This window comes from Streptomyces sp. NPDC042346, assembly GCF_055581845.1.
The window spans coordinates 379,665-403,767 of record NZ_JBVJEH010000005.1 but is presented as its reverse complement, the minus strand read 5'-3'; the positions used below and the strand labels follow the sequence as shown (position 1 = coordinate 403,767).

The window sequence follows — 24,103 nt, the reverse complement described above, 5'->3', positions numbered from 1 at the left end:
ATAGGAAGATGGTCGTCACCGGCGGCGGAAGCCGCAGGTGGGCGACGTGAGGAACGGAAGGTCACAGGCGATGAGCAGCGCGGTGCAGAGACGGCGGCCGCAGACCGCCCAGCAGTTCGTCCTGGAGGAACTGCGGCGCGCCATCACCAGCGGGGAGCTCCGGCCCGGCGACCAGATCCGCCAGGACGCGCTCGCGGCGCGGCTCGACGTGAGCCGCGTGCCGCTCCGCGAGGCGCTCCAGGCCCTGGAGGCCGAGGGCCTGGTCGTGCACCACATACACCGGGGGTACTTCGTCGCGGAGCTCTCGCTCGCCGACCTGGAGGAGATCTACCGCATCCGGGAGCTCCTGGAGACGGAGGCGGTGCGCAAGGCCGTGCGGCGCATGCCGGACGGCACGGTCGACGCGCTCGAAGGCATCCAGCGCGAGGTGGAGCGGGCGGCCGAGGACGGCGACGTCCCGGGGATGGCGGCGGCGAACCGGCGTTTCCACTTCACCCTGATCGAGGCGTCGGGGATGCCGCGGCTCGTCCGTCTCATCGCGACCCTGTGGGACTCCACCGACGCGTACCGCTCGCTCTACTACACGGAGACCCCGCACCGCGAGCAGGCCGTCCACGAGCACCGCGCCGTGCTCTCGGCGCTGCTCCACGGCGACGAGGACGCCGCCGTGCGATGGCTCGACGAGCACCGCGCGCACGCGGTGGCGGCGCTCCGCGAGGTCCTGGACCTGGACCGGGGCTGACGCCCGGTCAGTCGACCGCCTGCCCGCCGGCACGACGGACGGCGCCTCCCAGGAGCAGGGCCGCCGACACCGCGGCCAGGGCCCAGGGGGCGCCGCCGGTCGCGTTCAGCGGGTCGGTGAACATGCTCACGGCGGCGAGCCCCACGAACGCGCCCGAGGCCAGGAGCCCGGTCCCGGCGGGCATGGGCCCGGCCGTCCGCCAGTTCCTGCGCGGGATCCAGAGGCGCAGCAGGTCCGCGGCCACGGCGAGGGACACCAGCCGGGCCGTGACGCTCCACCACAGCGGGGTGGTGTCGGTCTCTCCCGCACCCAGGACCGTGGTCATGGCGAAGAGCGCCACCGGCACGAGCCAGCCGAGGCCCGCGCGCAGACCCGCAACGCCCGCAACGCCCGGAACACCCGGAGTGAACGGAGCGACCGGAGCGACCGGGAGACCCGTTGCCTCCGTCTCCTCCGTTGCCTCCGTCTCCCTCGTCCCCTTCGTTTCCCTCGTCCCCTTCGTTTCCTTTTCCGAGGACACCGTCGACTCCGGGGAGCGCGGGGCCGGAATCGGTCGCGGCGCGGCCGGTACGGGGCGGAGGGCGCGGGAGCGCGCCCGGCGGTCCCGCAGCCCCAGATCGCCGTAGAGGTCGACATGGGCGGCCAGCTCCGCCTGCAGAACGAGCAGTCGCTCCGCCATCTCGTCGAACTCGGCCCTGCGCCGCTCGGCCTCTTCCTGGGACGTCGTCTCGGCGGCGGACAGCGTCACCAGGCGCTCCGCGTGGAGCTGTTCGGCTTCGGCTCCGGCGGCCTCTGCGGTTCGGGGAACCTCGGCCAGCTCTCCCTGGAGCCGGATCCGCTCGTTCTCGATGATCTCCTCGATGCGGTGCCGCTCGTCCGCCGGCAGCTCGTGCGGAGCACGGGCCTCCGCCCGGGCGACGGCCGCCTTCCGCCACTCCATGAGCGGGCGGCCGCGGTGTTCCCCGATGCCGTTGATGTGGACCTTGCGGCCCTCCGTGCGGTGGATGTACAGCACCTCGCCGCCGCGGCCGTTGGGCGCCTTGCCCCAGCTGACGCGCCGGAAGTCGGCGGCCGTTCTGATCCCCTGCGCGGCGAGGTCACGGACAAGACCCCTGCCGATGCCGTTCACCTGGCTCGCGCTCAAGGACGTCCCGCGCAGCGACCGTTCGATCGACTCGCGCCGCAGCACGGCGAGCGCCCGCCGTTCGCGGCCGGCCCGCTTCCCGTCCAGGCCGTCGAGCTCGCTCGTGAGCGACCGCTCCTTCCTGACCCGCTTCTCCTGAATGCGGTGCAGGGCCTTGCCCAGGCGTGCCGCGGCGCGGTCCCGTTCCCTGGCCTCTCGGTGGAGCCGCCGCTGGTCGGCGACCTCGAACGGTCGCCGCGCCGCGAGGAGTCGGCGATGGGCGTGGACCGAGCCGACGATCCGTCGCCGTTCGGCGCGTATCTCGGCCTGCCGGGGTTCGCGGAGTGGGGTGGTGCTGTCGATCACAGGTGCGCTCTTCGGGGGGGGAGAGAGAACGGGGGGCGTCTCATTATGGCCACCGGTACCGGCCGAACGGCTCCGGCTACCCTGTCGCCGGACGCGAGGAGGAACCATGGCGCGGATGCCGTCGGCCGAACGACGTACGCAGCTCGTCGAGGCGGCGATCAGGGCGATGACCAGGGACGGTGTCGCGCGGACGACCACGCGGTCGATCTGCGCCGAGGCGGGTGTCTCGCTGAGCGTCTTCCACTACTGCTTCGACTCGAAGCAGGCGCTGCTCGAAGCCGCGATCGAGACGATCACCGGCAACTACGTCGCCCGGGTGAAGTCGGCGGTCGAGCCGAGGGCCACGATCCGCGAGACCGTGCGGGCGGGGCTGCAGACGTACTGGGACCACGTCACGGCGCACCCCGGTGAGCACATGCTGACGTACGACCTCACCCAGTACGCGCTGCGGGAGCCGGGGTTCGAGCATCTGGCGCGTGCCCAGTACGGGCAGTACGTGGCGTCTGCGGCGGCCCTGCTCGACCAGGTGCGGGCCGTGCTCGGTGTGGAGCCGCGGGTGCCGGTGGAGGTGCTCGCGCGGTATCTGGCGGCGGCGATCGACGGGCTCACGCTCCAGTTCCTGGTGCTGGGGGACGAGCAAGTGGCGGACGGGCACCTGGACATGACGGCCGATCAGCTGGCGGTGCTGATCGAGGGGTGACAGCCTACCGGTCGGTCTACTCGTCGGTCACTTCGCCAACAGGTCGTTTGTCCCGGACTCTTGACTCACTGGCGAGACACCGCGATTCTCGGGGCGCCCGGCACACCCCCATCCGACCGGAGGCCTCGCCGACCATGACTCGACCCTCACAGCGAAGGACCGGCGGCAGATCCGCCTTCTTCGCCCTGTTCCTCGCCCTCGCCGCCCTCCTGTTCGGCTCTGGTCCGGTCCCCGCGGCCGCCGCCGGAGCCGCGACCGGCGCGTGGTGGGAGCCGACCTCCCGGCCCGCCCCGGACTCCGGGATCAACGTCACCGGAGCGCCGTTCAGCGGCACCGACGCCCAGGGGAAGGTGCGCGGCTTCGTCGACGCGCACAACCACCTCATGTCCAACGAGGGCTTCGGCGGCCGGCTCATCTGCGGTCAGACGTTCTCCGCGGCGGGCGCCGCCGACGCGCTCAAGGACTGTCCCGAGCACTACCCGGACGGCAGGGGCGCGCTGTTCGAGAACATCACCGGCGGTGCGGACGGCACTCACGACCCGGTCGGCTGGCCCACGTTCAAGGACTGGCCCGCCCACAACTCCCTGACGCACCAGCAGAACTACTACGCCTGGGTCGAGCGCGCCTGGCGCGGCGGGCAGCGCGTGCTCGTCAACGACCTGGTGACGAACGGTCTGATCTGCTCGATCCTGCCCCGGGACCGCGGCTGTGACGAGATGGAGTCGATCCGCCTCCAGGCCAGGAAGACGTACGAGCTCCAGGACTACGTCGACGGCATGTACGGAGGCCCCGGAAAGGGCTGGTTCCGGATCGTCACCAGCTCCGCCCAGGCCCGCTCGGTGGTCGAGCAGGGCAAGCTCGCGGTGGTCCTCGGCGTCGAGACGTCGGAACCGTTCGGCTGCAAGCAGATCCTCGACGTCGCCCAGTGCGACAAGGCCGACATCGACCGCGGTCTCGACGAGCTGTACGGCCTCGGCGTGCGCAGCATGTTCCTGTGCCACAAGTTCGACAACGCGCTGTGCGGCGTGCGGTTCGACCAGGGCGCGATCGGCACGGCCGTCAACATCGGCCAGTTCCTGTCCACCGGCACCTTCTGGGCCACGGAGCGGTGCGCGGGCCCGCAGCACGACAACCCGATCGGTCTGGCCGCCGCGCCGGTGATGGCCTCGAAGCTGCCGGCCGGGGTGAGCGTGCCGTCGTACGCCTCGGACGCCAAGTGCAACACCCGGGGTCTCAGCCGACTCGGCGAGCACGCCCTGCGGGGCATGATCGACCGCGGCATGATGCTGGAGCTCGACCACATGAGCGTCAAGGCCGCCGGCCGGGCGCTCGACATCCTGGAGTCCGAGGAGTACCCGGGCGTCCTGTCCACCCACAGCTGGATGGACCTGGACTGGACCGATCGGCTCTACCGCCTCGGCGGCTTCGTCGCCCAGTACATGCACGGCGCGGAGGGCTTCATCGGCGAGGCGGGGCAGAAGGCTGAGCTCCGGAAGAAGTACGGGGTCGGCCTCGGCTACGGCACGGACATGAACGGTGTCGGCGGCTGGCCGGGTCCGGTCGGCGCGGACGCCCCGAACGCCGTGAAGTACCCCTTCCGCAGCGCCGACGGCGGAGCGGTGATCGACCGTCAGGTCACGGGCGAGCGGACCTGGGACCTCAACACCGACGGCGCCGCGCACAACGGCATGGTCCCGGACTGGATCGAGCAGATCCGGCTCAGCGGCGGCCAGGGCGTCGTGGACGAGCTGTCCGGCGGCGCGGAGTCGTACCTGACGACGTGGAAGGCGACCGAGAAGCACGAGCCGGGCGTCAACCTCGCTACGGGCGCGGCGACTTCGGCGAGCTCCTCGGAGTGGCACCCGTTCACGAGCTACGCGCCGGGCCGCGCCGTCGACGGCGACGTGGACACGCGCTGGGCCAGCGACTGGTCGGACGGCCAGTGGCTCCAGCTGGACCTCGGGTCCGTGCACCGCGTGGGCAAGGTCACCTTGGACTGGGAGCGCGCCTACGCGCGGGAGTACCGCATCGACGTGTCGGAGAACGGCACGGACTGGCGGACGGCGTGGAGCACGAACGCCGGTGACGGCGGCTACGACAACGCGGAGTTCGCGTCGACGTCCGCGCGGTACGTACGGATCCAGGGGGTGCGACGCGCGACCCAGTGGGGCTACTCGCTCCACGAGGTCGCGGTGCACAGGTCCTGACGATCGTCAGTACCTCGGCTCAACTCCCCGCGGGGCCCGTCCAGTCGGCGGGCACGCGGGCGAGCCGGACACGCTGGGGGTGGTCACCGACATCGACGGTGGCCACCTTCCGGCCGGTGGCGAAGTCGATCGCCGTCACCCGGTCGGCGCCGCTCTCGGAGACGACGCAGGACCGTCCGTCGCCGCTGACGGTCGCCCAGTAGGGCTTGGACACCTCGACGAGCGGGCCCTGCTGGAGGCTCGCGCGGTCGACGACGGTGGCGTAGTCGTCCATCGTGCCGGCGACACAGAGCTTGCTTCCGTCGGGGCTGATCGAAAGGCCGTGGTGGCGCGAGTCGTTGACCCACTTCGTGCGGTCGGGGTCGGTCGACGGGCTGCCCGGGAGGTACTTGGCCCGGGTGATCCGGTCGGTGGCGATGTCGTACTCCAGGAACCCGCTGAGGAACGAGACCTGGAAGTACAGCTTCTTCTCGTCCGGGGTGAAGACGAGCGGCCGCACGGCGTCGGAGAGGTCGTCGCGCCCGAAGGCGTCGAGGCGGGTGCGCATGTCGATCACCCGTACGGTCTCGAAGGTGCGGGCGTCGACGACGGTGATCCGGCGGTCGCCCTTGGTCCAGTCGAGCCAGGGCGCGTCGAGGGCGGTGGTGACCTCGCCGATCGACATGTTCCACAGCCGGCCGTCGGAGGTGAAGACGTTCTCGTGCGGCTTGTCGCCGGTCGCGAACGAGCCGAGCTGACGGCCGGTGGCGATGTCGAGGACGTGCACGGTGTTCGCCGTGGAGGCGGAGACGGCGACGCGGGTGCCGTCGGGCGAGACGGCCATGTGGTCGGCGCGGTAACCGGCCACGGGGAAGCGCCAGTTGATCCGGCCGGTGCGCAGGTCGAGGGAGACGACGTCGGCGAAGCTGGGGCGGGAGACGACCATGGACGCGCCGTCGGGGGTCGCGTACATGTCGTCGACGAGCTGGTCGTGCCCCTCCCCGGGCCCGCTGCGGACGCCGAGGAAGAAGGCGAGCTTCACGGGGTTGAGGTAGATCTCCCGCAGCCGCTCCTCGCGGTCGGGGACGACGTTCACGCGCCCGACGCGGCGGAGGTCGCCCCGGGACTCGATGACGTCGGCCGTGCCGTCCCAGTTGTTGCCGACGAACATCACCTCGCGCAGCCCGCCGGAGGCACCGTCCGACGGCATCGACGGATCGGCCAGGGCGGCCGGGGCGGCCGTTCCGGTGGCGCCGGCCGTCGCGAGGAGGGCGAGGGCCAGGGCGAGGGCGCCGCCGAAGCGGCGGCGACGGTAGGGGCGGGGGGAGGGCATGAGGGGGTCCTTCTTCCTTCTCGGAACCGCGACTTACCCGAAGTAACCATGTACATGACATACCCGCAAGCCCCCGGCAGACCTCGACCGAACCCCCGTCGAACCCCCGCCCCCCGACCCCTCACGCCAGGACTACGCCCGGTGCGGGATCATGGAGTCCGGAACACAGAAGGGACGGAACGGACGATGAGGAACCGCAGTGTCGCGGACCTGATGACGCCGGCCGCGGTCGCGGTGCAGCGGGGGACGTCATTCAAGGAGATCGCGCGGCTCCTCGACGAGTACGGCATCACCGCGGTCCCCGTCGTCGACGACGACAACCGGCCCGTGGGCGTCGTCTCCGAGGCGGACCTGCTGCGGCGGCACACCGCGAAGGACGGCCCGAGCACGGCCGAGGCCATGATGTCGAGCCCGGTCGTGACGGCCCGTCCGTCCTGGACGGCGGTCGAGGCGGCCCGGCTGATGGAGCGGCACCGCGTGAAGCGGCTGCCGGTGGTGGACTCGGACGGCCGGCTCATCGGCGTCCTGAGCCGGAGCGACCTCCTCCAGCTGTTCCTGCGGCGGGACCGGTCGATCCAGGAGGAGATCCGCGAGGACGTCGTCGTCCGCATCCTGCGCCTCTCCCCCGCCGCCGTGCACATCGACGTCGACGAGGGCGTGGTGACGCTCAGCGGCACCCTGGCGGACCCCGACGTCGCACCGATCCTCGTCCGGCTGTGCGAGACCGTGGACGGAGTCGTCGAGGTCGCGGACCGGCTCGTGTACGGGGACGGGGACAGCGACGGGGACGCGGACGGGGACAGGGACAGCGGCTCGTAGGGGCCACCACCAAGCCGCCCGCGGCCCTCCTGCGGAGCCCCCGGGGCGCGGGTGGCGGCTCCGTCAGGAGAGGGAGACCGGTAGAGGGAGATCAGGAGCGGGAGATCAGGAGACCGCCTCCGGCCAGCCGTATCCGGGACCGGTGTGCCGGGGTACGGTCCCCGCGCCCACCGCCTCCATCTCCCGGTTGGCCTCCCGCATGAGCTTGCCGGCCAGGTCCTTCATCGCCCGGCTCGCGGCGAGCTCGTCGCCGATCGCCGGGACGTCCACGTCCGACGGGTTGCAGCGGGCGGTGCCGTGGCCCGTGATGGTCGAGGTGCCGGTGGTCAGCCGCGCCTCGGCGTCCGTCCTGCCGCTCTCCTCGACCAGTTCCAGGCCGACCGTCCACTCCTGGGTGCGTGTCATGGTCTGCCTCCTCGCGCATGGCTACTACCAGCATCCACCGGCCCGGGCCTCCGCGCGCGGGGGCCGGGGCGACGCCCGGCGCCTCAGGGCGCGCGGAAGAGGCGGGGGAAGCGGGGCGCGAGCCAGGGCTTGCGGCCCCAGCCGAGCGCCTTGCCCCGGGCGATCACGGGCCACGGGTCGACCCGCCCCAGGGCGAGCAGGAGGAAGGCGACGGGCTCGGTGAGGACCGTGCAGTCCGGGCGGGCCGGCGGTTCGTGGTCGACCCGGACCGCGCCGTCCGTGATCGTGACGCCGAACGCCGGGCCACCCCGGAGCCGTACCGCGAAGCGCGCGGTCAGACCGGCGACGGCGGCCGGGTCGGCCACCTTCGGCATCGCGGCGAGCATGAAGGGGAGGGTGAGGACGACCCGCCGGGCGTCGAGCATGTGGGGGCGGCCCAGGGCGAGGGCCAGGTCGTAACCGTGGCCGAGCATGTGGGTCAGCAGGTACGAGCCGAGGACGGCCGGGCTCATCGTGCCGAGCGGGGTGGTGAGCACCTCCGCCGGGTCGCGCTGCTCGACGGCGGCGAGGAAGACCTCGGCCTGCGCCGCGATCATGTCGGCGAGGGGGGCGGGGTCGCGCTCCGCGAACCCGGCGAGGGCGCGTTCGTTGGCCTCGGCCAGGCTGCCGGGGGTGCCGTCGCCGTAGGGGCGCTCGTGTCCGGCGGCGAGGTCGGCCATGAGGGCGTTCGCCTGGGCCAGGTGGGCGGCGGCCTCGCCGACCGTCCAGGTGGAGCGGGGAACCGGCAGGCCGGCGTGCTGCCCGGCGCCGTCGCCCCGGGGCGGGCGCAGGACCGCCGCGATGTCCTCGGCGGTCCCCCGTATCGCCTCGGCGAGCTCCTCGGTCAGCACTCCGCTCGTTCGCCGCACTCTCTCCACCCCGTCCCGGACGCCGACGCGCTCTCCCGGGCGGAGCTTCGGCTGGTGAGGGACCGTACCAGGGGTAAGCCCACCCGGTGGAGATCTCTGCACGGACCCACGTTGCATGACCATGCAGGATGATGCATACTCTTCCTATGTCTAAGGTCCTCACCTCCCTTCCCGCCGGCGAGCGCGTCGGCATCGCCTTCTCGGGCGGCCTCGACACCTCGGTCGCGGTCGCGTGGATGCGCGACAAGGGCGCCGTCCCGTGCACCTACACCGCCGACATCGGCCAGTACGACGAGCCCGACATCGCCTCGGTGCCCGGCCGCGCGAAGGCGTACGGCGCCGAGATCGCCCGCCTGGTCGACTGCCGCGCCGCGCTGGTCGAGGAAGGCCTGGCCGCGCTCACCTGCGGAGCGTTCCACATCCGCTCGGGCGGCCGCGCCTACTTCAACACCACGCCGCTCGGCCGCGCCGTCACCGGCACCCTGCTGGTCCGGGCCATGCTCGAGGACGACGTCCAGATCTGGGGCGACGGCTCGACGTTCAAGGGCAACGACATCGAGCGGTTCTACCGGTACGGCCTGCTGGCCAACCCGCACCTGCGGATCTACAAGCCGTGGCTCGACGCGGACTTCGTGACCGAGCTCGGCGGCCGCAAGGAGATGTCGGAGTGGCTCGTCGCCCACGACCTCCCCTACCGGGACAGCACGGAGAAGGCGTACTCCACCGACGCCAACATCTGGGGCGCCACGCACGAGGCGAAGACCCTGGAGCACCTGAACACCGGTGTCGAGACGGTGGAGCCCATCATGGGCGTCCGCTTCTGGGACCCCTCGGTCGAGATCGCCACCGAGGACGTCACGATCGGCTTCGACCAGGGCCGCCCCGTGACCATCAACGGCAAGGAGTTCTCCTCCGCCGTCGACCTGGTGATGGAGGCCAACGCCATCGGCGGCCGCCACGGCATGGGCATGTCGGACCAGATCGAGAACCGGATCATCGAGGCCAAGAGCCGCGGCATCTACGAGGCGCCCGGCATGGCCCTGCTCCACGCGGCCTACGAGCGGCTCGTCAACGCGATCCACAACGAGGACACCCTCGCCCAGTACCACAACGAGGGCCGGCGCCTCGGCCGCCTCATGTACGAAGGCCGCTGGCTGGACCCGCAGGCCCTGATGGTCCGCGAGTCGCTCCAGCGCTGGGTCGGCGCGGCCGTCACCGGCGAGGTGACCCTGCGGCTGCGGCGCGGCGAGGACTACTCGATCCTCGACACGACGGGCCCGGCCTTCAGCTACCACCCGGACAAGCTCTCCATGGAGCGCACCGAGGACTCGGCGTTCGGCCCGGTGGACCGGATCGGTCAGCTCACCATGCGGAACCTCGACATCGCCGACTCCCGCGCCAAGCTGGAGCAGTACGCCACGCTCGGCCTGATCGGTACGGGCAGCCCGGCCATCGGTGCCGCCCAGGCGGCCGCGACCGGTCTGATCGGCACCCTGACGGAGCTGCCGGAGGGCGGCGCCGAGGCGATCGCCTCCCGCGGCGAGGTCTCCGGCGACGACGAGATGCTGGACCGCGCGGCGATGGAGATGGGCACGGACTGACGCTCACCGCTCACCGGAAGGGCCGGCCCGGCGCACTGTGCGCCGGGCCGGCCCTTCCGGCGTCGCGGGGGTAGGCACCACGGGTGGTTCAGACCCCGGCGGGCTCCCCGGCGGGCTCCCCGGCGGCCTCCCTGTCGGACCGACCCTCCACGACCAGGACGATCTTGCCCGTGGTGCGGTCGGTCTCGCCGAGGGCGTGGGCCTTGGCGGCTTCGGCGAGCGGGAAGACGGCCTCGACGTGGGCGCGCAGGGCGCCGGACCCGGCGAGGTCGGCGACGGCGTTCATGCCGGCGTGGTCGGCCTCCACGAGGAGGGTCTCCACGCGCACTCCCCGCGCCGCGGCCTTCGCCGGCTCGTCCGGGTCGGTGCCCGGGAGGAGCGATACGAGGATGCCGCCGGGGCGCAGGACGCCGAGGGAGCGTACGCGGGTGTCACCGGAGACGGTGTCGAGGACCATGTCGACGTCGGCGACGACCTCGGCGAAGTCGACCGAGCGGTAGTCGATCACCTCGTCGGCGCCGAGGGAGCGGACGAAGTCGTGCTTGGCGGCGCTCGCGGTGCCGATGACGTAGGCGCCGCGGGACTTGGCGATCTGGACGGCGAGGTGGCCTACTCCGCCGGCGGCCGCGTGGACGAGGACCCGCTGCCCCGGGCCGACCTGGGCGGTGTCGACGATCGCCTGGTACGCGGTGAGGGCGGCGAGCGGGAGGGCTCCGGCCTGGACGTGGTCGACGTCAGCCGGCTTGTGCGCGAAGGCGCGGGCGGGGCCCGTCACGTACTCGGCGTGCGAGCCGACACCGTTCGGGTAGGGCAGCATCCCGAAGACCTCGTCGCCCGGCTTGAACACGGTCACGCCGTAGCCGACGGCCTCCACGACCCCGGAGACGTCCCAGCCGAGGACGAGCGGCAGACGGTCGAGGAACAGCCCCGTGGAGCGGTGCTTCCAGTCGGTGGGATTGACGCCGGCCGCGCGGACGGCGACGAGGATCTGGTTCAGGCCCGGCTCGGGCCGCGGGACCTCGACCTCCTGGAGCACCTCGGGGGTGCCGTGGACGTCCTGGCTGATGGCGCGCATGGTGCGGTGATTCGTCATGCCCCCAGCCTCGCCGTCCGCCCCGCGGCGTACCATGGCACGATGGCCATCTTTCGACAGGATTCTGCCAACGGCGCCGACAACGCCGAGTCCCCCACGCCGGCCGCGGGGAGCCGCCACCGCGTCGTCGTCCTCGCCCTGGACGGGGTGTACCCCTTCGAGCTGGGGATCTCGAACCGCGTGTTCGGTGCCGCGCCCGAGTTCTACGAGGTCGTGACCTGCTCGGTGGACGGCCTGCCGGTCCGCACGAACGCCGACTTCTCGGTGACCGTCGCGCACGGCCCGGAGGTGCTGCGCACGGCCGACACGGTGGTGCTGCCGCCCTTCGACCTGTCGCTCCTCACCCGCGAGGCGCCGCCGGGGGTCGCCGAGGCCCTCGCGGCCGTACCCCCGGGGGCCCGGCTGGTGTCCATCTGCACGGGCGCGTTCGTGCTGGCCGCGGCCGGGATGCTCGACGGGCGGCCCGCCACGACCCACTGGGCGCTCGTGGAGACCTTCCGCTCGTGGTTCCCGGGGGTGGCGCTCGACCCCGACGTCCTCTTCGTCGACGACGGCTCGGTGCTGACCTCGGCGGGCGCCGCCTCGGGGATGGACGTCTGCCTCCATCTCGTACGGAAGGACCACGGCGCCGCCGTCGCCAACCAGGTGGCGCGGATGTGCGTCGCACCGCCGTGGCGGGACGGCGGGCAGGCGCAGTACATCGAGCAGCCGGTCCCCGAGGCGACGGCGAACGACACCTCGGCGACCCGGCAGTGGGCGCTGGAGCGGCTGCACGAGCCGATCGCCCTGAGCGAGCTCGCCGGGCACGCCCGGATGAGCCTGCGGACCTTCGCCCGGCGGTTCGACGAGGAGGTCGGCATGAGCCCCGGCCGGTGGCTGATCCAGCAGCGGGTGACGCGCGCCCGGCAGCTCCTGGAGACCACAGACCTGGCCGTGGACGACATCGCCGGGCAGGTCGGCTTCGCCACCGGCACGTCGCTGCGGCAGCACCTGCACGCCGCGATCGGGGTCACCCCGCTCGCCTACCGGCGCACGTTCCGCGGCACGCCGAGGACGGCAGCGGTCTGAGGGGACGCCCCCGTACCCCTCAGCCGCCGGCGGCCTCGCGGGCGATCCGGTCGAACTGCGCGCCCATGGCGTCGGCGAGCGCCCGGGCCGCCGAGAGGGGGCGGACCATGACGGTCAGGTCGTCGATCTTCCCCTCCTCGTCGACGTGCAGGAAGTCGCAGCCGTGGATCTGCTTCCCGTCGACGGTCGCGGTGAAGACGAGGGCGTGGTCGCGGCCGTCGGGGTTCCCGATCTCGCGTACGTACGCGAAGTCCTCGAAGACGCGCAGCACGCCGCGGAGGATGGCGGCGGTCATCGCCCGGCCCGCGTACGGCGCGAAGGCCACCGGGCTGGTGAAGACGACGTCCTCGGCGAGCAGCGCCTCCAGGGCGTCCGGGTCACGGTCCTCGACGGCCTTGCGGAACGGGTGCATGCACCCTCCTCGTGTACTCAATAAATTGAATAAGTGAATCGGAGGCTATGCCGGGCGGGAGCGACTGTCCAGCACCGGGCCTCCGTCACGCGCACGGCATCCAGAAGCACGCAGGGACTGCCGGAGTCCGGCAGTGCACAGACGTGCGATTCCCTGGAACCATCCCTGGCAAGGGGAGACGCAGGAACGGGGCGAGGGGCCGGGGGGAATCATGATCGCGCCATCGCACCAGGACACGGGAGACCGACGGACCGGCGGCCACATGGTGGTCTGTGGCGACGACGGGCTCGCGCATCGGCTCGCCGCCGAGTTACGGGACGTCTACCGCCAGCGGGTCGTCCTCGTCGCTCCCGGCGACCAGGCCGGGGAACCGGACGTCGAGGCGTCGGCACCCACCGAGGCGGCGCTCTCGCGGGCCGGGGTGGACCGGGCCGCCGCGCTCGCCCTGCTGTACGAGGACGACGAGACGAACCTGCGCGCCGCACTCGCCGCCCGGCGGCTCAGCCCCGGACTGCGGCTCGTGGTCCGCATGTACGACCGGAAGCTGGGACAGCATCTGGAGGAGCTGCTCGACCAGGCCGCCCTCGTGCACTCCCCCGGCATCGATCGCAGCGTCCTCGACGCCTCCACGACCGTGCTGTCCGACGCGGACACGGCGGCCCCCGCGCTCGCCGCCACCGCCGTCGCCGGGACGAGCAAGGTCGTACAGGCCGACGGCGTCCTCCTGCGCGCCGCCGAACGCACCCCGCCCGGACGCGGCGAGCTCCCGGACCCGGGCCTGTGCACGCTGGCGCTGCTGTCGTCCACCACCACCGATCCGGCGGGCGCCGAGGGCTCGGAGGCCAGCGGCCCCCAGGGCCCCCTGCTCCTGCCCGACGACCGGGCCGTGACGCTCTCGACCGGGCGCGGGAGCGTCGTCCTGGAGGCCCTCCGGTACGCCGGACCCGCCCGGTCCTCGCGTCGCCCGGCCCGCCGTGGCGCCCCGCTTCGCGAACTCTTCTCCAGCCGGCTGCGGTGGGCGCTCGCCGGCATCGCCGCCTCCGTGCTCGGCCTGACGCTCACCACCACCCTGCTCACCGACGCCGACCCCGTGCACGCCGCGTACATCACGCTGCTCGACCTGTTCTCGATCAACGACCCCGCGGTCGACGCCTCGGTCACCCATCAGATCCTCCAGCTCCTGTCCGGGCTCGTCGGCCTCGCCCTGCTTCCCCTCCTGGTCGCCGGAGCGCTGGAGGCGCTCGGCACCTTCCGTGCCGCGGGTGCGCTGCGCCGTCCGCCCCGCGGCCTGTCCGGCCACGTCGTCCTGCTGGGACTCGGCAAGATCGGCACCCGTGTCCTGGCCCGGCTGCGGGAACTCGACATCCCCGTCGTCTGCGTCGAGGAGGACCCCGACGCCCGCGGCATCCCCCTGGCCCGCGGCCTGGGCATCCCCGTGGTCCTCGGCGACGTCACCGAGGACGGCGTCCTGGAGGCCGCGAAGGTCCACCGGGCGCACGCCCTGCTCGCCCTCACCAGCTCCGACACCACCAACCTGGAGGCGACGCTCTACGCCCGCACGGTCAAGCCCGACCTGCGCGTCGCCCTGCGCCTGTACGACGACGACTTCGCCACCGCCGTGTACCGCACCCTGCGCGCGGCGCACCCCGAGGCGCTCACCCGCAGCCGCAGCGTCTCCCACCTCGCCGCGCCCGCCTTCGCCGGCGCCATGATGGGCCGCCAGATCCTGGGCGCGATCCCCGTGGAACGCCGGGTCCTGGTGTTCGCCGCCCTCGCCGTCGCGGGACTCCCCCAGCTCGAAGGCCGCACCGTGACCGAGGCGTTCCGCCCGGGCGGGTGGCGCGTCCTCGCGCTCGACACCGCCTCCCCGGGCACCCGACGACCCGACCTCGCCTCGGCCCGCCACGAAGGCGAACAGCCCCAGCTCCTGTGGGACCTCCACCCCGGCTACGTCCTGCGCCCGGAGGACCGGGTCGTCATCGCCGCCACCCGCCGCGGCCTCGCCGAACTCCTGGGGAGTCAGCGGACGGGGTCCGAGGGTGACGCCGGCTGACGCGCCCGCTCCTCGACGGACGGAATGGCGGCGCGCCAGCCGCCGTACGAGGTGATCTCGCGGGCGCCGTCGAGGGCCTCGGGTTCGCAGAGGAAGCCGGGTACGGAGGTTCCGTCCGCGAGTTCCACGCTGCCCAGGGCCATCGGGCGGGGCAGCGACGCGAGGAGCGCCCCGAGGCCCTCGGCGGGAAGCCGCCAGACCTCGGCCTCGATCGCGGCACCGCCTTCGCGGACCCGGACGAGGCCCGGCTTGGGCGGGACGGTGTCCAGGGCGTACAGCCGGTAGGCGGGTGCGGTCGTGGTCGTGCGTGTCAGTCGGCCGCCGAGGGCGAGCAGCTGCCCGTTGAGCGGCTGTCCGGACAGGTGCGCGCCCACCACCGCGAGACGCGTCGGCGGCGTGGTGAGCAGTCCGGCGACGCGCGCGAGCCGCTCGTCCGTGAACGCCGGGCCGATCAGCATGACGCCGAACGGCAGCCCGTTCACGTCGCCGGCCGGGACGGCGACCGCCGCCAGGTCGAACAGGTTGGTCGCGTTGGTGAACCGGCCGAGCCGGGCGTTCGCACCCAGCGGGTCGGCCGCGACCTCGGCGAGGGTCGGGTGGCCCGGTGTCGTCGGCAGGAGCAGCGCGTCCGCGTCGCCCAGGGAGGCGAGCGCCGCGGCACGCAGGGAGGCGAGCTTCGCCCGGTCCGCGTACAGCCGGTGGGCCGGGATGTCCCGGGCGCGGGAGACGATCCCGGCCACCGTGGGGTCGAGGTCCGCCGAGCCCGCGTCGACGAACGCGCCCACCGCGGTGTAGCGCTCGGCGACGAACGCCCCCTCGTACAGCATCGTGGCCGCTTCGGTGAACGGCGTCAGATCGACGGGCAGGATCTCGGCGCCCGCGTCGGCGAGCCGGGCCACGGCCGACCGGAACGCCTCCGCCCAGCCCTTGTCGAGCTCGCCCAGCTGCCCGGTGTCGGGTACGGCGATCCGCCACGGTCCCGGGCGGCGCTGCTCCAGGGCGGGGAGTTCCCGCGCCGGCGGCGCCGCCATGAAGGACAGCGCCCGCTCGGCCTCCGGGAGCGTGCGGGCGAAGACCGTCACGCAGTCGAGCGACGCGCAGGCCGGGACGACGCCCTCGGTCGGGACCAGACCGATCGTCGGCTTGAGCCCGACGATGCCGTTGAAGGCGGCCGGGACCCGGCCCGAGCCGGCGGTGTCCGTGCCGAGCGCGAGGTCCGCGATGCCGAGGGCGACCGAGACCGCCGATCCGGACGAGGAGCCGCCCGAGACGTACGTGGGGTCGACGGCGTTGCGGACCGCGCCGTACGGGCTGCGCGTGCCGACCAGGCCGGTCGCGAACTGGTCGAGGTTCGTGGTGCCGAGGAGCACGGCCCCCACCGCCTTCAGGCGTGCCACCGCCGGGGCGTCGGCCTCCGGCCGGTAAGCGTACGAAGGGCAGGCGGCCGTGGTCGGAAGCCCGGCCACGTCGATGTTGCCCTTGACCGCGAACACCGTCCCGGCCAGCGGCAGCCGCTCGCCGGCGGCGGTCCGCGCGTCGACCGCAGCGGCGTCCGCCTCCGCCTCCGCCTGCGGGCGCAGGTCGATCCACACCTCGGGCCGGTCCACCCGGGCGATGCGGGCGTACGCGGCCCGTACCCGCTCCACTGCGGTGATCATGCTGGTGCCTCCGCGGTCTCGACGGGAGCGAGGACGACGAGGGCGGTGCCCGCCTCGACCCGGCTGCCCGGTGTGATCAGGACCTCCGCGACGATGCCGTCGACGGGTGCCGCTACCGGCGCCTCCATCTTCATCGCCTCCAGCGCGACGAGCTGCTGACCCGCCGACACCCGGTCTCCGACCGCGACGTCGACCTGCCAGACGCAGGCGGTGAACTCGGCCTCGACCAGTCGGCCGCCCTCCGGCACCGTGATGTCGGAGGGGGGCGGCGTGACCACGGCGGCGGCCTCGGCGCGGGCGAACTCGCCGGCGGCCTCCCAGGCGTCGCGCTCGGCGCCGAACGCGGCGCTCTGCCGGGCCCGGAACGCGGCGATGGACGCGGCGTTCCGGTCGAGGAAGGCACGGTACTCGGCGAGCGAGAAGGTGCCTTCCTCGGTCTTCGGCACGAAGCGGCCGGAGATGATGTCCGCGCGCAGTTCCAGGAGTTCGTCGGCCCCGACCGGGTACCACCTGATCCGGTCGAAGAAGCGCATCAGGCAGGGCCTGCCGGGTGCGAAGGCTCCGCGCTGCTGCCAGCCCGACCACACCTGCGTGGTGCGGCCGACGAACTGGTAGCCGCCGGGCCCCTCCATGCCGTAGACGCACAGGTACGCGCCGCCGATGCCGACCGAGTTCTCCGCGGTCCAGGTGCGGGCCGGGTTGTACTTGGTCGTGACCAGCCGGTGCCGCGGGTCCAGCGGGGTGGCGACGGGTGCGCCGAGGTAGACGTCGCCGAGGCCCAGGACCAGGTACTCGGCGTCGAAGACGGTGCGGTGGACGTCGTCCGTGGTGTCGAGGCCGTTGACGCGGCGGATGAACTCGATGTTCGAGGGGCACCACGGGGCGTCGTCGCGCACGCCGGCCGTGTAGCGGGCTATGGCCTCCCGGGTCGCGGGGTCGTCCCAGGACAGCGGGAGGTGCACGGTACGGCTGGGCACCACCAGCTCGTCGGTGGCGGGGAGCTCCTCCTCCACGCGCAGCACGACGTCGAGGAGCGCCGGCGGGGACAGCACGTCGGGGTTCGTCGCGATCTGGAGCGAGCGGATGCCGGGGGTCAGGTCGACGACGCCGGGCAGTGCGCGCGCGGCCAGTGCCTCCGCGAGCGCGTGGACGCGCATGCGCAGCGCCAGGTCGAGCTGCATGGGTCCGTACTCGACGAGGAGGTTGTCGTCGCCGCTGCGGCGGTACGTGACCGCCGGGCGGCCCGCGCTCTCCTCCCGTCGCGCGAGGACTCCGCCGTCGACGACGGCCTCGCGGTCGGCCCGCGGGGCCGAGGCGGGCCTGCGCCGCAGCTCGCCCGCCGCCGCCGTGGTGACCGGGACGAAGCGGACCGTGTCGCCGGGCCGGAGCTGGCCGAGCTTCCAGCGCTGTCCGGTGACGACCGTCGCCGGGCAGACGAAGCCGCCGAGGGAGGGCCCGTCGGGGCCGAGGAGGACGGGCATGTCGCCGGTGTAGTCGACGGCGCCGACGGAGTACGGCGTGTCGTGGATGTTGGACGGGTGGAGGCCCGCCTCGCCGCCGTCCGCGCGTGCCCAGCGCGGCTTGGGGCCGACCAGGCGGACACCGGTGCGCGCCGAGTTGAAGTGCACCTTCCAGTCCGCGGCGTAGAAGTCGCGGATGTCGTCCTCGGTGAAGAACTCGGGGGCGGCGTGCGGGCCTTCGACCGCGCCGATCCACCACGTGCCGCCGAGGGCCGGACGGTCGTCGAGGGGGACGACGGAGGTCTCCGTACGGGCTTCGCCGCCGTGCAGGACGTCACCGGCGCGCAGGGCGCGGCCGCCGTGTCCGCCGAACCGGCCGAGGGTGAAGGTGGCGGCGCTGCCCAGGAACTCCGGTACGTCGAGGCCGCCCGCGAACAGCACGTAGGTGCGCAGGCCGTGCTCGTCGGGGGCCCCGACGGCGAGGGTCCGTCCGGCGTCGAGGGTGACCGGCTCCCATTGCGGTACGGGGGTGCCGTCGATCGTCACGTGTGCGGGGGCGCCGGTGACGCAGACCGTGGTCGGGTGGGTGAACCGGAGGGAGGGACCCTGGAGGGTGCACTCCAGGCCGGGGGCGCCTTCGTCGTTGCCGAGCGCGGTGTTGCCGAGCCGGAAGGACAGGTCGTCCATCGGGCCGCCGGGCGGGACGCCGACCTGCCAGTGGCCGGTGCGGCCGGGCCAGTCCTGCACGGTCGTCAGGGTGCCCGGCGCGACGACCTCGATGCGCGGGGTGGGGTCGACGATCGTGGCGAGCGAGGCGGTCGAGTGGGCGGCGGCGCGCACGGCGGGATCCCGGAGCGCGGCCCGTACCAGGCCGAGGTTCGTCTCGATGCCGTCGACACGGGTCGCGGCGAGCGCCGCGTCGAGCCGGTCGAGTGCCTCGGCGCGGTCGGCGCCGTGCGCGACGACCTTCGCGAGCATCGGGTCGTACGCGGTGGTGACCTCGGTGCCGGTCTCCACCCAGGTGTCCACGCGGACGCCCGGAGGGAACGTGACGCGGGTCAGGAGGCCCGCGCTCGGGCGGTGGTCGCGGGTGGGGTCCTCCGCGTAGATGCGGGCCTCGACGGCGTGGCCCCCGGGCGTCGGGGGTTCGGTGACGACGGCCGTGTCGCCCTGGGCGAGCCGCAGCATCCACGCGACCAGGTCGACGCCGTGGATCTCCTCGGTGACCGGGTGCTCGACCTGGAGACGGGTGTTGACCTCCAGGAAGTACGCCTCCTCGCGGGCGGCGTCGTACACGAACTCGACCGTGCCGGCGGAGCGGTAGTCCACCGAGGCGCACAGGTCCCGGGCGGCCTCGGCGAGTCCGCGGCGGACCCGGTCCGGAAGCCCGGGCGCCGGGGCCTCCTCCAGGACCTTCTGGTTGCGGCGCTGGAGCGAGCAGTCCCGGTCGCCGAAGGTGACGACCTTGCCCTGCCCGTCGCCGAAGACCTGCACCTCGACGTGGCGGGCCCGCTCCACGAGCCGCTCCAGGAAGACGCCGGCGGAGGAGAAGGAGGCCGCGGCCACCCGCTGCACCCGCTCCCAGGCGCCGGCGAGGTCGGCCGCGCCGTGGCAGGCCTGCATGCCGATGCCGCCCCCGCCGCCGGTCGCCTTGAGCATCACCGGATAGCCGATGTCCTCGGCCGCCGCGAGGGCCGCGGCCACATCGGGGAGGAGCCCGGTGCCGGGCGCGAGCGGCACCCCTGCCGCCTCGGCGGCGGCGCGCGCGGTGTGCTTGGCGCCGAACAGCTCCAGTTGTTCGGGGGTGGGGCCGACGAAGACGATGCCGGCGTCGGCGCAGCGGCGCGCGAAGTCGGCGTCCTCGGACAGGAATCCGTAGCCGGGGTGGACGGCTCCGGCGCCGGTGTCCTTGGCGGCCTTCAGGACCAGGTCGGCGTCGAGGTACGACTCCTTGGCGGGCGCGGGGCCGAGGCGGACGGCCTCGTCGGCCAGCCGGACGTGCTCGGCGCCGCGGTCCGCGTCGGAGTACACCGCGACGGTGCGCAGGCCGAGCTGCCGGGCGGTGCGGATGACGCGTGCCGCGATCTCGCCGCGGTTGGCGACCAGCAGGGTGTCGAACGTCATCGTGGTCAGTCCTCGTCGCTGTCGTCGGGCCCGTCGGGCCCGTCGGGCTCGGTGATCGTCATCCGTACGGCCGTCGGGTCGAAGCCGTTGCAGGGGTTGTTGATCTGCGGGCAGTTGGAGAGCAGCGCGAGGACGTCGGTCTCGGCGCGGAGCACGACGCGCAGCCCGGGGGCCGAGAGGCCGTCGACGATGCCGAGGGTGCCGTCCTGCTCGACGGGGACGTTCATGAACCAGTTGATGTTGGAGACCAGGTCGCGCTTGCCGAGGCCGTGCCGGGCGCCCTCGGCGAGGAAGTTCTCCACGCAGGCGTGCTGCGACCAGGTGTGGTGGCCGTAGCGGAGGGTGTTGGACTCCTTGGAGCAGGCGCCGCCGATGGTGTCGTGCCGGCCGCAGGTGTCCTCGACGACGGTCATCAGCGGGGTGTGCTCGTTGGACAGGAGCACCGAGCCGGTGGTCAGGAAGAGGCCGCCCTGGGCCTGGATCGTGTCGGGGGCGCTGTAGCGCACGGAGGTGTCGTGCGCGTCGTAGAGGAGGAAGTCCGCGGCCTGGTTGCCGTGGAGGTCGGTGACGGTCAGCCACTGGCCCTTGCGGACGACCGCGGACCAGGCGGCGCGGGCGGGGACCGTGTCGTCGGAGACGACGCGGCCCGGCGGGCTGATGGTGGTGGTCATGCGATCCCCCGGGCGGTGAGGTGGTCGGCGGTGTTCAGGAAGGCTCGGCGCGCTTCGGGGCCTGCGTTCCACAGGGCGTCGCCGGGGGCGGTCGGCACGGCCCGGTACGCGAGGACGCCGAGGTTCCCGCAGCGGTACTCGGGGCGCGGGTCCAGGGGGTGCGGGACGTTGACGAGGAGGACGGTGACGTCCTGTTCGGCGCGGAGGGTGACGGTCGCTCCGGAGCCCGCGGAGCCGGTGAACCGGGTGGTGCCGTCGTCGTCGATCCGTACGCCCTGGAAGAAGGAGACGGACGGCGGGAGGTCGCGCGGGGCGAGGCCGTTCTTCAGGGCGGCGAGCTTGAACAGCTCGCGACCCGCCGGCGAGGCGGACTGCGGGGTCCCGTCCCCGTACCGCTCGGTGTTGCGCGCGAGGGTGGAGGTGCCGGTGAGGGCGTCGTGCCGGCCGGAGGTGTCCTGGGTGACGGAGGCGAGGACCCTCCCCTGGTCGGACAGGAGCAGGTGCCCCTCTCCGAGGTACGCGTTCCAGAGCACCTTGACGGTGTCGGCCACGTTCAGCCGCTCCCAGGGGCGGTCGGCGCCGAAGAGCAGGAGCTGCGCGCAGGCGTCGCCCGTGAGGTCGGTCAGCCGCAGCTCGGTGCCCCTGGCGAGGACCTTGTGGGTGTAGTTGCCGCCCGCCACGGTCTCGGCCCACACGACGTCCCCGGCGTCCACGCCCTCGGGAGGCGCGGGCCAACTGCTCGCGGGCAGGACGGGCATGGCGTCGACCCGCGTGCCCTCCTGGGCGCGGGCGTGGTCGCGCGCGCCGTGCGTCGACGCTGTCGTCGACGCCGGCTCTGAGGGCGTCGGCGCTGTCGCTGACGGTGTCGACGCTGACGGTGTCGCCATCGCTCAACCTCCGGTCGGTTCGGATTTCTGTCGCTCGACAGAAATTAGGGAGCGGGCGCTTCGCCGCCATTGCCCGCGCGTTGCGCGTCGGTTACCGGAAACTCACCCGGGGGCTCGGCCCGGAGGGAGGCGCCGGCCCTGTGCGAGGATCACCGGGTGACCACGCCCACCAGCAGGAGAGTCGGCCGACCGCGGGTCAAGGAGCGTCCCGCGAGCGGCCTGGAGCCCCGTGACGACGTGCTGGCCGTGGCGGCCGAGCTGTTCACCACCCGTGGCTACACCGCGACGTCCACCCGCACGATCGCGGAACGCGCCGGGCTGCGGCAGGCGTCGCTCTACCACTACTTCGACGGCAAGGAAGCGATCCTCGCGGAGCTCCTCGAAGGCACCGTCCGCCCCTCCCTGGAGGTGGCGCGCGGGCTCGTGTCCGACGCGGAGGCGGCGCCGGAGGCGCGGCTGTGGGCCCTGTGCCACTCCGACGCGGCGCTGCTGTGCGGCGGACCGCACAACCTGGGGGCGCTCTACCTGCTGCCCGAGGTGCGGACGGACCGCTTCGCGGCCTTCCACCGGGTCCGCTCCGAACTCCGGCGGTGTTACGGGGAGTTGCTGGCCGCCACGGAGGCGGGGGCGGCGCTCGGCGCGGAGGACCTGACGCTCCGTACGGACCTTCTCTTCGGCCTCACCGAAAGCGTGATCCTCATCCGGCGTGCCGATCCCGCCCGCGACGAGCGGGCCCTGGCGACGGCGACGGCCGACGCGGCGCTCCGCGTGGCGGGCGTGCCGCAGCGCTCGCTGGCACGGCTGCGCCGCGAGGGGCAGCGGCTCCTCGCGGCGATGTCCGACCCGGCGACGGGCGAAGCGTCACACCAGGAGGCGTGAGCCCCCGTTCGAGGCCTCCGACGCATTCGGCTCCTTCGACGCCTGGCCGGCGTTCCCGCTGCGGCGGTACCAGCGGTACGCGGCGCCCGTCGCGACGGTGGCGCCGACCACCAGGAGGGTGAACCACTGGAAGTACCAGTGGCCGCCCTCCGGGTCGTACACCTCGGCGCGCGGCCAGGCGAGGTTGACCGTCATGAAGAGGCCGTAGCCGACCGCGAGCACGTTGACGGGCAGTCCCCAGCGGCCGAGGGAGAACAGCGGCCTGCCGAGCTCGTCGCGGTCGCCGTCGGCGGCCGGGGGCCACTCGCCCCTCAGCCGCCGGACCAGCATCGGCCCGGTGACCATCGCGTACGCCAGGTACACCATCGCGATGCACGTCGTGCCGATGGCGAGGAACGCCTGCGGCGAGGCGAGGTTGAGCAGGAGCAGCAGCCCCGCGCCGACGCCGACCACCACCGCGGCCGTGCCGGGCATCCCGGTCCGCCCCGGCACCCGGGCCAGCCGCGCCGAGCGCGGGAGGACGCCGTCGCGCGCCATGGAGTAGAGCATGCGGGTCGCCGAGGTCTGGATCGCCAGGGTCGCCGCGCAGATGGCCAGGGCCACGTCGGCGAGCAGGACCCTGCCGAGGTCGTCGCCGAGGGTGCTGGTGAGCACGTAGCTCAGGCCCTCGGTCGCCAACCGCCCGTCGGTGAGGCTGGGCGCGGCGAGCAGCCCGCCGAGCAGCAGCAGCCCGCCGCAGACGCCGGACGTGGTGAGCGCGCCGAGCGTCGTCCGGGGGGCGACACGCCGGGGGTTGACGGTCTCCTCGCTCATCTCGCTCGCGCTCTCGAAGCCGATGAGGACGTACGCGGCGGTGAACGAGCCCACCAGAAGCGCCGCGATCAGGCCGCCCTGTCCATCGGTGTGCAGGGTGATGCCGGGATCGCGCTCGGCGTGGGTGGCGAGGAGGGTGACGATCAGGGCGACCCCGGCGATCTCGGCGGTGACGCCGACCGTGTTGACGGCCGACAGCGCGCGGTTGTCCAGGACGTTGAGCAGGGTGGTGAGCCCGAGCAGGGCGAGGCCGAGGACGGCGGCGTTGGCGGCGCCGCTGGTGGTCGTGGGTGACGGGTCCCCGCCGACGATCTGGAAGCCCGGCCAGACGGCGGGCAGGACGACCTGGAGGGCGAGTGCGGCGGCGGCCACGACCACAATCCGACCGGTGACCATGATCCAGCCCGCGTACCAGCCGAAGGCCGGCGTGCCGAGCCGGCTCGCCCACTGGTAGATCGCCCCCGCGATGGGCATCCGGGCGGCGAGTTCGGCGAAGCAGGCGGCGACGAGGAGCTGGCCGGCGAGGACGGCGGGCCAGGTCCAGAAGAAGAGCGGCCCCCCGAAGGAGTAGCCGAGGGAGAAGAACTGGAAGACCGTGGTGAGTACGGAGATGAAGGAGAACCCGGCGGCGAAGGAGGCGTACCGCCCCATCCGCCGCCGCAGTTCCTGGGGGTAGCCGAACGCGGCGAGCGAGCCGTCGCCCTCACCCGGCGTGCCCTCGCCCGCGGGGCCGGGCGAGGGCGGTGCCGGCGGAGTGGGATCGGTGGTGACGGTCATGGCGGTCCCCTGTCGCGGAGGCGAG

At 73.4% G+C, this 24,103-nt stretch carries 19 protein-coding genes; 8 read left to right on the top strand and 11 right to left on the bottom strand.

Annotated elements, in window-relative coordinates:
- Window positions 1-70: 70 nt before the first annotated feature.
- Entirely contained in the window at window positions 71-742 is a 672-nt protein-coding gene (locus ACZ6K0_RS23285) for a GntR family transcriptional regulator (RefSeq protein WP_376404415.1), read from the top strand.
- Between the two features lie 7 nt (window positions 743-749).
- On the opposite strand, the gene ACZ6K0_RS23280 is transcribed toward ACZ6K0_RS23285, so the two are convergent.
- Window positions 750-2,231 carry a hypothetical protein gene (locus ACZ6K0_RS23280; RefSeq protein WP_469230093.1) on the bottom strand — a complete coding sequence of 494 codons (1,482 nt, stop codon included), beginning with the start codon at window positions 2,229-2,231 and terminating at the stop codon, window positions 750-752.
- 106 nt (window positions 2,232-2,337) lie between these two features.
- Here ACZ6K0_RS23280 and ACZ6K0_RS23275 point away from each other — a divergent pair, with 106 nt between their 5' ends.
- Entirely contained in the window at window positions 2,338-2,931 is a 594-nt protein-coding gene (locus ACZ6K0_RS23275; RefSeq protein ID WP_376404419.1) for a TetR/AcrR family transcriptional regulator, read from the top strand.
- A 134-nt stretch (window positions 2,932-3,065) separates the two neighbouring features.
- A complete protein-coding gene (locus ACZ6K0_RS23270) occupies window positions 3,066-5,138 on the top strand; it encodes a galactose-binding domain-containing protein (protein WP_469230091.1) in 2,073 nt (690 codons plus the stop codon).
- Between the two features lie 19 nt (window positions 5,139-5,157).
- On the opposite strand, the gene ACZ6K0_RS23265 is transcribed toward ACZ6K0_RS23270, so the two are convergent.
- Window positions 5,158-6,450, bottom strand: coding sequence for a YncE family protein (locus tag ACZ6K0_RS23265; protein ID WP_469230089.1), 1,293 nt, complete (start codon window positions 6,448-6,450; stop codon window positions 5,158-5,160).
- 186 nt (window positions 6,451-6,636) lie between these two features.
- Here ACZ6K0_RS23265 and ACZ6K0_RS23260 point away from each other — a divergent pair, with 186 nt between their 5' ends.
- Entirely contained in the window at window positions 6,637-7,269 is a 633-nt protein-coding gene (locus ACZ6K0_RS23260) for a CBS domain-containing protein (RefSeq protein ID WP_469230087.1), read from the top strand.
- A 105-nt stretch (window positions 7,270-7,374) separates the two neighbouring features.
- Here ACZ6K0_RS23260 and ACZ6K0_RS23255 read toward each other — a convergent pair whose 3' ends face one another.
- Window positions 7,375-7,674, bottom strand: a complete 300-nt coding sequence (locus ACZ6K0_RS23255; protein WP_376404427.1) for a DUF1876 domain-containing protein — start codon at window positions 7,672-7,674, stop codon at window positions 7,375-7,377.
- 83 nt (window positions 7,675-7,757) lie between these two features.
- Window positions 7,758-8,582 (bottom strand): maleylpyruvate isomerase family mycothiol-dependent enzyme, encoded by an 825-nt coding sequence (locus tag ACZ6K0_RS23250; protein WP_469230085.1) that lies wholly within the window; start codon window positions 8,580-8,582, stop codon window positions 7,758-7,760.
- A 146-nt stretch (window positions 8,583-8,728) separates the two neighbouring features.
- On the opposite strand from ACZ6K0_RS23250, the gene argG reads away from it, so the two are divergent.
- Window positions 8,729-10,183 (top strand): argininosuccinate synthase, encoded by a 1,455-nt coding sequence (gene argG, locus ACZ6K0_RS23245; RefSeq protein WP_376404431.1) that lies wholly within the window; start codon window positions 8,729-8,731, stop codon window positions 10,181-10,183.
- A gap of 88 nt (window positions 10,184-10,271) precedes the next feature.
- Here argG and ACZ6K0_RS23240 read toward each other — a convergent pair whose 3' ends face one another.
- Entirely contained in the window at window positions 10,272-11,258 is a 987-nt protein-coding gene (locus tag ACZ6K0_RS23240; RefSeq protein WP_469230624.1) for an NADP-dependent oxidoreductase, read from the bottom strand.
- Between the two features lie 60 nt (window positions 11,259-11,318).
- Between ACZ6K0_RS23240 and ACZ6K0_RS23235 the strand changes: the two genes are divergently transcribed.
- Window positions 11,319-12,344 carry a GlxA family transcriptional regulator gene (locus tag ACZ6K0_RS23235; RefSeq protein ID WP_469230083.1) on the top strand — a complete coding sequence of 342 codons (1,026 nt, stop codon included), beginning with the start codon at window positions 11,319-11,321 and terminating at the stop codon, window positions 12,342-12,344.
- A gap of 19 nt (window positions 12,345-12,363) precedes the next feature.
- On the opposite strand, the gene ACZ6K0_RS23230 is transcribed toward ACZ6K0_RS23235, so the two are convergent.
- The gene (locus ACZ6K0_RS23230) at window positions 12,364-12,756 is read right to left on the bottom strand and encodes a nuclear transport factor 2 family protein (protein ID WP_469230081.1); all 393 of its coding nucleotides are present in this window, start codon (window positions 12,754-12,756) and stop codon (window positions 12,364-12,366) included.
- Window positions 12,757-13,018: 262 nt separating this feature from the next.
- On the opposite strand from ACZ6K0_RS23230, the gene ACZ6K0_RS23225 reads away from it, so the two are divergent.
- Window positions 13,019-14,809 (top strand): potassium channel family protein, encoded by a 1,791-nt coding sequence (locus ACZ6K0_RS23225; protein ID WP_469230622.1) that lies wholly within the window; start codon window positions 13,019-13,021, stop codon window positions 14,807-14,809.
- Here ACZ6K0_RS23225 and atzF read toward each other — a convergent pair.
- Genes atzF through ACZ6K0_RS23205 form a run of 4 tightly spaced genes read right to left on the bottom strand, consistent with a single transcriptional unit; the run spans window position 14,776 to window position 21,609 of the window.
- Window positions 14,776-16,467 carry an allophanate hydrolase gene (atzF, locus tag ACZ6K0_RS23220; RefSeq protein ID WP_469230079.1) on the bottom strand — a complete coding sequence of 564 codons (1,692 nt, stop codon included), beginning with the start codon at window positions 16,465-16,467 and terminating at the stop codon, window positions 14,776-14,778. The genes ACZ6K0_RS23225 and atzF overlap by 34 nt on opposite strands.
- On the bottom strand, window positions 16,464-20,051 hold the full coding sequence (gene uca, locus ACZ6K0_RS23215; protein WP_469230077.1) for an urea carboxylase: 3,588 nt from the start codon (window positions 20,049-20,051) through the stop codon (window positions 16,464-16,466). The genes atzF and uca overlap by 4 nt, the downstream gene beginning before the upstream one ends.
- A gap of 5 nt (window positions 20,052-20,056) precedes the next feature.
- Entirely contained in the window at window positions 20,057-20,722 is a 666-nt protein-coding gene (locus ACZ6K0_RS23210) for an urea amidolyase associated protein UAAP2 (RefSeq protein ID WP_469230075.1), read from the bottom strand.
- A complete protein-coding gene (locus tag ACZ6K0_RS23205; protein ID WP_469230073.1) occupies window positions 20,719-21,609 on the bottom strand; it encodes an urea amidolyase associated protein UAAP1 in 891 nt (296 codons plus the stop codon). The genes ACZ6K0_RS23210 and ACZ6K0_RS23205 overlap by 4 nt, the downstream gene beginning before the upstream one ends.
- A 156-nt stretch (window positions 21,610-21,765) precedes the next feature.
- Between ACZ6K0_RS23205 and ACZ6K0_RS23200 the strand changes: the two genes are divergently transcribed.
- Complete coding sequence (locus ACZ6K0_RS23200; RefSeq protein WP_469230071.1) at window positions 21,766-22,488, top strand: TetR/AcrR family transcriptional regulator; 723 nt, start codon at window positions 21,766-21,768, stop codon at window positions 22,486-22,488.
- Here the strand turns inward: ACZ6K0_RS23200 and ACZ6K0_RS23195 are convergent.
- Window positions 22,471-24,078, bottom strand: a complete 1,608-nt coding sequence (locus tag ACZ6K0_RS23195; protein WP_469230069.1) for an amino acid permease — start codon at window positions 24,076-24,078, stop codon at window positions 22,471-22,473. The genes ACZ6K0_RS23200 and ACZ6K0_RS23195 overlap by 18 nt on opposite strands.
- Between the last annotated feature and the right edge of the window lie 25 nt (window positions 24,079-24,103).

What these genes read in the sequence shown, in the direction of transcription:
- ACZ6K0_RS23285 (WP_376404415.1), top strand. Translation starts at nt 71, where the DNA reads ATGAGCAGCGCGGTGCAGAGACGGCGGCCGCAGACCGCCCAGCAGTTC.
- ACZ6K0_RS23275 (WP_376404419.1), top strand. Translation starts at nt 2,338, where the DNA reads ATGGCGCGGATGCCGTCGGCCGAACGACGTACGCAGCTCGTCGAGGCG.
- ACZ6K0_RS23270 (WP_469230091.1), top strand. Translation starts at nt 3,066, where the DNA reads ATGACTCGACCCTCACAGCGAAGGACCGGCGGCAGATCCGCCTTCTTC.
- ACZ6K0_RS23265 (WP_469230089.1), bottom strand. Translation starts at nt 6,450, where the DNA reads ATGCCCTCCCCCCGCCCCTACCGTCGCCGCCGCTTCGGCGGCGCCCTC.
- ACZ6K0_RS23260 (WP_469230087.1), top strand. Translation starts at nt 6,637, where the DNA reads ATGAGGAACCGCAGTGTCGCGGACCTGATGACGCCGGCCGCGGTCGCG.
- ACZ6K0_RS23255 (WP_376404427.1), bottom strand. Translation starts at nt 7,674, where the DNA reads ATGACACGCACCCAGGAGTGGACGGTCGGCCTGGAACTGGTCGAGGAG.
- argG (WP_376404431.1), top strand. Translation starts at nt 8,729, where the DNA reads ATGTCTAAGGTCCTCACCTCCCTTCCCGCCGGCGAGCGCGTCGGCATC.
- ACZ6K0_RS23240 (WP_469230624.1), bottom strand. Translation starts at nt 11,258, where the DNA reads ATGCGCGCCATCAGCCAGGACGTCCACGGCACCCCCGAGGTGCTCCAG.
- ACZ6K0_RS23235 (WP_469230083.1), top strand. Translation starts at nt 11,319, where the DNA reads ATGGCCATCTTTCGACAGGATTCTGCCAACGGCGCCGACAACGCCGAG.
- ACZ6K0_RS23230 (WP_469230081.1), bottom strand. Translation starts at nt 12,756, where the DNA reads ATGCACCCGTTCCGCAAGGCCGTCGAGGACCGTGACCCGGACGCCCTG.
- ACZ6K0_RS23225 (WP_469230622.1), top strand. Translation starts at nt 13,019, where the DNA reads ATGGTGGTCTGTGGCGACGACGGGCTCGCGCATCGGCTCGCCGCCGAG.
- atzF (WP_469230079.1), bottom strand. Translation starts at nt 16,467, where the DNA reads ATGATCACCGCAGTGGAGCGGGTACGGGCCGCGTACGCCCGCATCGCC.
- uca (WP_469230077.1), bottom strand. Translation starts at nt 20,051, where the DNA reads ATGACGTTCGACACCCTGCTGGTCGCCAACCGCGGCGAGATCGCGGCA.
- ACZ6K0_RS23210 (WP_469230075.1), bottom strand. Translation starts at nt 20,722, where the DNA reads ATGACCACCACCATCAGCCCGCCGGGCCGCGTCGTCTCCGACGACACG.
- ACZ6K0_RS23205 (WP_469230073.1), bottom strand. Translation starts at nt 21,609, where the DNA reads ATGGCGACACCGTCAGCGTCGACACCGTCAGCGACAGCGCCGACGCCC.
- ACZ6K0_RS23195 (WP_469230069.1), bottom strand. Translation starts at nt 24,078, where the DNA reads ATGACCGTCACCACCGATCCCACTCCGCCGGCACCGCCCTCGCCCGGC.